We start from the raw sequence: 6,693 nt of genomic DNA on the forward strand, positions 1-6,693 counted from the left end.
ATGCGATACTACCAGTTCATCGACTCGGGACAGCGACGGCTCGCCGTCGCGACCGAGACAGGGATGTACGACATCACGAGCGCACGCCCGAAGATCCGATCCTTCGGCGAACTTCTCCGTGGCGCCGATATGGCCGACAAGCCGATCGACCGACTGGTCGAGTCGTGGCTCAATGAGGCAGATCATCTAGACGACATCCCAGATTCGTTGCGAATGCCGATCGACGCCGAGGAGGTCTGGGCTGCCGGTGTCACCTACGAGATCAGCGAGGAGGCTCGTGAGACCGAGAGCGACACCCCCGACATCTACCTGAACGTCTATGACGCGGATCGCCCGGAAGTATTCTTCAAAGCGACGCCGAGTCGGATCGTCGGTCCGAACGACGCCGTGGGAATTCGCTCGGACTCGGAGTGGAACGTTCCCGAGCCGGAGCTCGGGATCGTCCTCTACGACGGCCAGATCGTCGGCTACACCATCGGGAATGACATAAGCAGTCGTTCCATCGAAGGCGAGAACCCCCTCTATCTTCCACAGGCCAAGACCTACGACCGCTGTTGCTCGATCGGCCCCTGCGTCGCGACGACCACGTCCATCGAAGATCCACACGACTTGACGATGGCGATGACGATCGCTCGCGATGGCGACGTGCTCTACGACGACCAGACTTCGACGGCCAACATGATCCGGACCTGTGAGGAATTAGTGTCGTACTACACCCGCCACAACGCCGTCCCCGAATTCGCCGTGTTGCTTACCGGGACGTCGCTAGTGCCCGAGGACGACTTCACACTTCGCGAAGACGATCACATCGAGATTAACATTGAGGGGATCGGCACCCTGACTAACGACGTGACGCCGGTCTGATTGTCCGATACACGCGGCTTGCGTGCCTCGTCGCCGATTGTCGTCAAGTGGGGATTCGAGGTTTCGATCCAGTGATCTTGGCCGTTCGCCCGACTGCGAGTCTGTAGCCTGGTCTGACCATTGGTAACACGGAACCTTTATCAATCTTTTCGCTAAATCGATCCCCTGCCAAATGAGCTACGAGAACCTGCGAGATCCGAACGCAGAGTATACCATGCGTGACCTCTCCGGTGAGACGATGGGGCTTTCACGCGAGGAGTCGCCTCGCGGCGTGGAGATCACTGACGTACAAACAGTCATCGTCGACGGCAATTACCCCTGGACGCTTGTGCGCGTCTACACAGACGCCGGCGTTTGTGGTATCGGTGAATCCTACTGGGGTGGCGCGATCCCCGAGATCATCGAGCGGATGAAGCCCTTCGTCGTCGGTGAGAATCCACTAGATATCGACCGCCTCTACGAACATCTCGTCCAGAAGATGTCCGGCGAGGGATCGATCGCCGGGAAAGACATCGCAGCCATCTCCGGCATCGAAATTGCCCTCAATGACGTGGCCGGTAAACTGCTGGACGTGCCCGCTTACCAGTTGCTGGGCGGGAAGTATCGCGACGACGTGCGAGTCTACTGCGACTGTCACACCGAGGACGAGGCCGACCCCGACGCCTGCGCCGACGAGGCCGAGCGCGTCGTTGACGAACTGGGCTACGACGCGCTAAAGTTCGACCTCGACGTGCCCAGCGGGTACGAGCAGGACCGGGCCAACCGCTATCTCAGCAAGCCTGAGATCGATCACAAAGCCGAAATTGTCCGGAAAGTCACCGAGCGCGTCGGTGACCGTGCCCTCGCTGCGTTCGACTGCCACTGGGCGTTCAGCGCCGGTAGCGCCCGCCGTCTCGCCCAAGCGCTCGAACCGTACAACGTCTGGTGGCTCGAGGACCCCATCCCACCGGAGAACCACGACGTCCAGCGCAACGTGACGCAGGGCACCGCCACGCCCATTGCGACCGGAGAGAACGTCTACCGAACCCACGGCCAGCGTCGCCTCCTCGAAGAACAGGCCGTCGACATCCTCGCACCCGATGTTCCCAAGGTCGGCGGCATGCGCGAGACGATGAAGATCGCCATGCTTGCCGACATCTACTACACCCCGCTGGCGATGCACAATGTCTCCTCGCCGGTCGGGACGATGGCGTCGGCCCACGTCGGCGCTGCCATCCCCAACGCCCTCGCACTTGAGTACCACAGCTACGAACTCGGCTGGTGGGAGGACCTCGTTGAGGAGGACGGTCTCATCGAAGACGGCCGGATGGTAGTCACCGAAGCACCGGGACTCGGCCTTACGCTCGATTTCGACGCCGTCGAAGCACATCTGGCCGAAGGACAGGAACTGTTCGACGAAGCCTGACGACCGACACAGCGGTTTGATTAGTGCCCGTTGTCGGATTCTCTTCCGCCCTGGAGTACGGGATTTCCTCCTGGCAGGAAACGGCTGGCCCTCCGTCAGTCGGTTCTATAGTTCCCGCCGCTAGGTGACGAGAGAACCCAACTATAAACCGGCCGGCGAGGGTGCTACTCGTATGGTCGAGTACGAACACACGCCGGTCTCAGTCGACGGCAAGCGGGCTATCGTCGTCGGCGGGACGAGCGGTATTGGACAGGCGATCACGTTGGGCTTCGCCGCTGACGGCGCGGACGTGATTGCGACGAGCAGGAGCGAAGATAGGGTCAAGGAGACGGCCGATGCCATTGAGGCGCGCGGTGCGACCACGGCCCGCGTGACGTGTGACGTGACCGACGCAGAGAGCCTCGAAGACGTCCGCGAGACCGCCATCGAGACGCTTGGCGGTGTTGACGTCGTCGTCGCGTCACAGGGTGCAATCTCCCGCGAGACGGTGTTGGGTATTGACGACGAGTCGTGGGATCGCGTCCTCGATGTCGCGCTGGACGGCGTCCGACGCGTGACCCAGGCGTTCGCCCCCGCACTGGACGAAGGCGGATCGATCGTCGCCATCTCCTCGCTGTCCGCTCGTCTCTCGATGGCGAATCTGCTGGCGTACTCCGCCGCGAAAGGCGGTGTCGAAGCGTTCACCCGCGCGGCAGCCAAAGAGCTGGCCCCTGAGATCAGGGTCAACGCCATCGCACCCGGTTTCGTCATCACGCCACAGAACGCGGACACCTACGCCGAGGGGACAAAGAAGCGACAATCCATCGATGAGCGGACGCCGCTCGGTCGCGTGGCCGACCGCGAGGAGATGGTCGGCGCGGCGATCTACCTCGGGAGCGACGCCAGTTCGTACGTCACCGGTGAGATCATCACCGTCGACGGCGGGTTCGCCGACAGCGCGCTGTAAATCTGACCGTTTCCGGCTACGAGATGGCTACTCCAGCGTGACGCGCTCGCCGGACTCCCCAGCCTCGTGGATTGCACGAACGATCCGCATGTCTTGCAGGCCGTGGCGGCCGTCCGGATAGATGCTCGCCCCGGAGAGCAGCCGGTCGGCGAAGTAGTCTAACTCCTCACGCATCTCCCGCTGGGCGTCGAACGTTTCGTGTTCGACGGTCACTGTGAGGTCGTCGCGACGGAGGCGCAGCGTCGCCTCGCCGTGGAACGCGGGATAGATCTCAATCTGTCCTTCGGTTCCGATGATCTTGAGGTGTGAGTCCGAGTAAGCATTCTGACTCGCCGTCGTAACCATCGTCACGCCGTCTTCGAAGGCCAACAGCGACGAGGAGCGCTCGTCGGGCACGTCGCCGAAGGCCTCGTGGAGCGAGCGCATCTCGTTGGCGACCGCCACCGGCTCCTTCCGGAGCAGGAAGCGGGCTGTATTGAGCGAGTAGATGCCCAAATCCATCACGGACGTGCCGTACCCTGAGAGGTCTGAGTTCAGTCGCCATTGGTCGGGATTCGGGAACATCTCCAGCAGTGGCTGGGAGTTGTGGCCGTAGACTGAGACTGGTTCGCCTAGGAACCCGTCCTCAATAAGCTCGCGCGCACGTCGGATGGCCGGATTGGTGTGCATTCGGTAGGCGATCATCAGCGGCACGTCGGCTGCCTCGCAAGCCTCAACCATCTGCTCTGCTCGCTCAACGGTTGACTCCATGGGCTTTTCGCAGATAACCGGTTTGTCGAGATCAGCCGCAGTCTCGACGTATTCGAGGTGGAGCGCGTTCGGGGTGCCAACGTAGACGGCGTCGTACGCGTCGCCGGCCGCTCCACCGTGGAACTCGTCGTAACTGATGCCGTGGTCCACGTCGTTTTTGGCCGCGATGTCTGTCGCCTTCTCGGTCGAACTGCTGACCAGCACCGTCACCTCGCCGAGATCCGAGTTTTCGATCGCCGGCAGGACGACATCGAGTGTCCACCAGCCAAGCCCCAGCAGCGCGTATCGGACGGTGCCGTCGGTCGACGTTTGCCAGTCACGTTCTTCGTACCCCGTGATCCAGTTATACATTACCTACTGGTTTCTGATCCCTCTCAAAAAGTACTCCGATAGGACGACTAAAGGAAAACTGGATCGTCGAGATCACCGACACTCGGGTAAGGACATCAATCAACAACATCGATCTAAACGAGTTACTGTGTACAGTAGTAACGAGCTGTAGAGTGAATTTAAAATCTAGCCATACACAGTTTCGGAGGATAGGGTTCTAATGCGTGCCTCCCGGCAAGGTACGTAGGGCATTGTTCGAATGGAGAATCAGCAGACGTAACCTAATTCAGTCTGAGAGCTGTGAAAATGAGACCCACATCACCTGGCCAAATTCCGAACTTGTGGGGAACACACAACCTCTGAGGATGAAAGTGATGCGTACCTTCTATTCTTCAGAAGCAGCTGTGAAATAGGAGATATCTGGTGATTCTGAATTTGTGTCACTCAGAGAACTTTTCTGAGCAACATTCCACGCATCGATTTACAAATCACTAGACGAGGGCATAATCGGACGCACCTAGTACGAAATTAAGCCACGCATCACAACCCAAACTCCGAAACTGTGGGGAACATTACACGGCAGATTGTATATCGCAGAATAGACTTTATCGGCGCTTTAATCAGGTATCCACTCACAATCGGCGTTCACACAGACTGAAGGAGTCAGTTAGTTCCCAAAATATATATCCTATCTGTCTAAATAGCTCTGTCACCCGAAAATGACCGTCTTAGAAAACCAAACCAGCTCATCGAGGCTTCTACCTCGGGCTCAGGGCCATCATTACTGGAAACGATGGGGTGGGACCAGTGAGTGAGACCTCGAGTCGACCGTCAGACCGCGACTGGCAGGACGTGGACGACGTCTCGTGGACGCTCCTCGATATCGACGAACTCGCCGACGCGTACTGGTCCGTCGTTTCGCCGAAACTCGAAGCCGACGGGCTGAATCCCCGAAGTGAGAAACCGACACACCGCTGGCTTCGAGACCACGAGTTGCGGCCGTTGCTGTATGCCCTCCGTGAGTATCACGACAAGACGTTCGCGCAGTTTTGGACCGACGACTTGGAACTCGAAGCAATTGACAGCGTATACGACTGGGCCACCGACGACGATCGGACGGTCGAAGCACTCGAATCGTTTCTCTCGTCGCGGCGAGAGCGCAAAGGACTCGCCGAATCATCTATCGAAACGCTCCGATATCGACTCAACCGGTACGTTCGGGCGTATCGCGCCGAAAACGGGACCGACGACCTCGTGACCCCGATAGCCCGCGACAGCGATGTCCCTGCTTACGAAGCGGTAGACGCCTGCTGGGCGGCGTTCGACCGACTTCACGGGGAACTCGACAGCGGCCAGACCAAGCGCCGAATTCATCTCGCGGTTTCGAACTGGTACGCTCACCTCGTCCGCCGGAAGTGGGCCGGCGTGAATCCGGCAGACGGACTTGACGACGAGTTCGATTGGTCTCGGTCGACGAACGGCGACGAAGACGCGGATACGCCGTGTCTCTCGAGCGAGCACGTGCGCGCGCTCTACGATGCTGCCGCCGAACTGCAGGAGCGCCTTCTCGTCCTCGCGCTCTGCGCGTGGGGACTTCGGCCGAACGAAGTCGCTCGTCTCCACGTGGGACAGTTCGTCCTCGACGTTCCCGACGACGACGTCCCGTATATCGACTTTCGAAAGCGGAAGAACGGACCCGGCGAGGTGTCTCTCCTGTACGGTCGCGAGGAACTCGAAAAGCGACTTGCGACGGAAGCTGAGAGTGACGTCTGGGACGGCTATCTGTTTCCCTCTCCGCATGCCTCCCGCGAACACGTCTCTCGATGGACCGTCTGGAACCGCTTCAACGAGTTGGCCGAGCGCGCAGGTCTCCCCGGCGAGATCGACGGCGTCTCACCCGCCCCGAAGATGGGGCGTCGATTCTGGTACGACGCGTACGCGTCGTCTCTCGACGTCGTCCTCGGAAGCCTTGACGAAATCGCCGCCGAGCAGGGGAGTTCGAGCGCCGAGGTCGTCCTCCAGAATTATCTCTCCGATTCGCGGGCGCGACAGCTGCGACGCGAGTACATGCGCGAGCAGTTAGCCGAGGCATTCGAAGATGAACTGAATCGATGTGAGTCCGAACATGAGTGATTGAAACCCCAGTCACCAATTAGTTGAGTGAACGGACGAAACCCACACATCTCACTCATTGCAACCATTGTTCTCGTGTATCTACACCAATCACGAATAGTGTTCAGGAGTGTTGTTCACTACATACGTTCAGTGCATGTATCCACCACATCTATTCAGTACATGAGTTCATTGAACCATGCATAGAATGTACGCCAGGAGTTCAACGGGCCCCGAACGTGTTTGTGTTCACTGTTTAGATACAGTAGAAACATTCAGTAATCGT

5 protein-coding genes are annotated in these 6,693 nt (G+C 59.2%); 4 read left to right on the forward strand and 1 reads right to left on the reverse strand.

Translation table 11 applies throughout. The features are described 5' to 3' along the window. The 3 genes from LAQ58_RS18845 to LAQ58_RS18855 all read left to right on the forward strand — a co-directional run bounded on the left by LAQ58_RS18845 (window position 1) and on the right by LAQ58_RS18855 (window position 3,215). Window positions 1-864, forward strand: coding sequence for a fumarylacetoacetate hydrolase family protein (locus tag LAQ58_RS18845; protein ID WP_224450409.1), 864 nt, complete (start codon window positions 1-3; stop codon window positions 862-864). Between the two features lie 172 nt (window positions 865-1,036). Beyond that, the gene (locus LAQ58_RS18850; RefSeq protein ID WP_224450410.1) at window positions 1,037-2,269 is read left to right on the forward strand and encodes a mandelate racemase/muconate lactonizing enzyme family protein; all 1,233 of its coding nucleotides are present in this window, start codon (window positions 1,037-1,039) and stop codon (window positions 2,267-2,269) included. A gap of 172 nt (window positions 2,270-2,441) precedes the next feature. After that, on the forward strand, window positions 2,442-3,215 hold the full coding sequence (locus tag LAQ58_RS18855) for an SDR family NAD(P)-dependent oxidoreductase (RefSeq protein WP_224450411.1): 774 nt from the start codon (window positions 2,442-2,444) through the stop codon (window positions 3,213-3,215). Window positions 3,216-3,242: 27 nt separating this feature from the next. Here the strand turns inward: LAQ58_RS18855 and gfo6 are convergent, their stop codons facing one another. Beyond that, a complete protein-coding gene (gfo6, locus tag LAQ58_RS18860) occupies window positions 3,243-4,316 on the reverse strand; it encodes a D-xylose 1-dehydrogenase Gfo6 (RefSeq protein ID WP_224450412.1) in 1,074 nt (357 codons plus the stop codon). 786 nt (window positions 4,317-5,102) lie between these two features. Here gfo6 and LAQ58_RS18865 point away from each other — a divergent pair. Next, the gene (locus tag LAQ58_RS18865) at window positions 5,103-6,428 is read left to right on the forward strand and encodes a tyrosine-type recombinase/integrase (RefSeq protein ID WP_224450413.1); all 1,326 of its coding nucleotides are present in this window, start codon (window positions 5,103-5,105) and stop codon (window positions 6,426-6,428) included. Window positions 6,429-6,693: the final 265 nt, after the last annotated feature.

The sequence above is a fragment of the Haloprofundus salilacus genome (assembly GCF_020150815.1).
In the GTDB taxonomy this organism is placed as follows: Archaea; Halobacteriota; Halobacteria; order Halobacteriales; family Haloferacaceae; genus Haloprofundus; species Haloprofundus salilacus.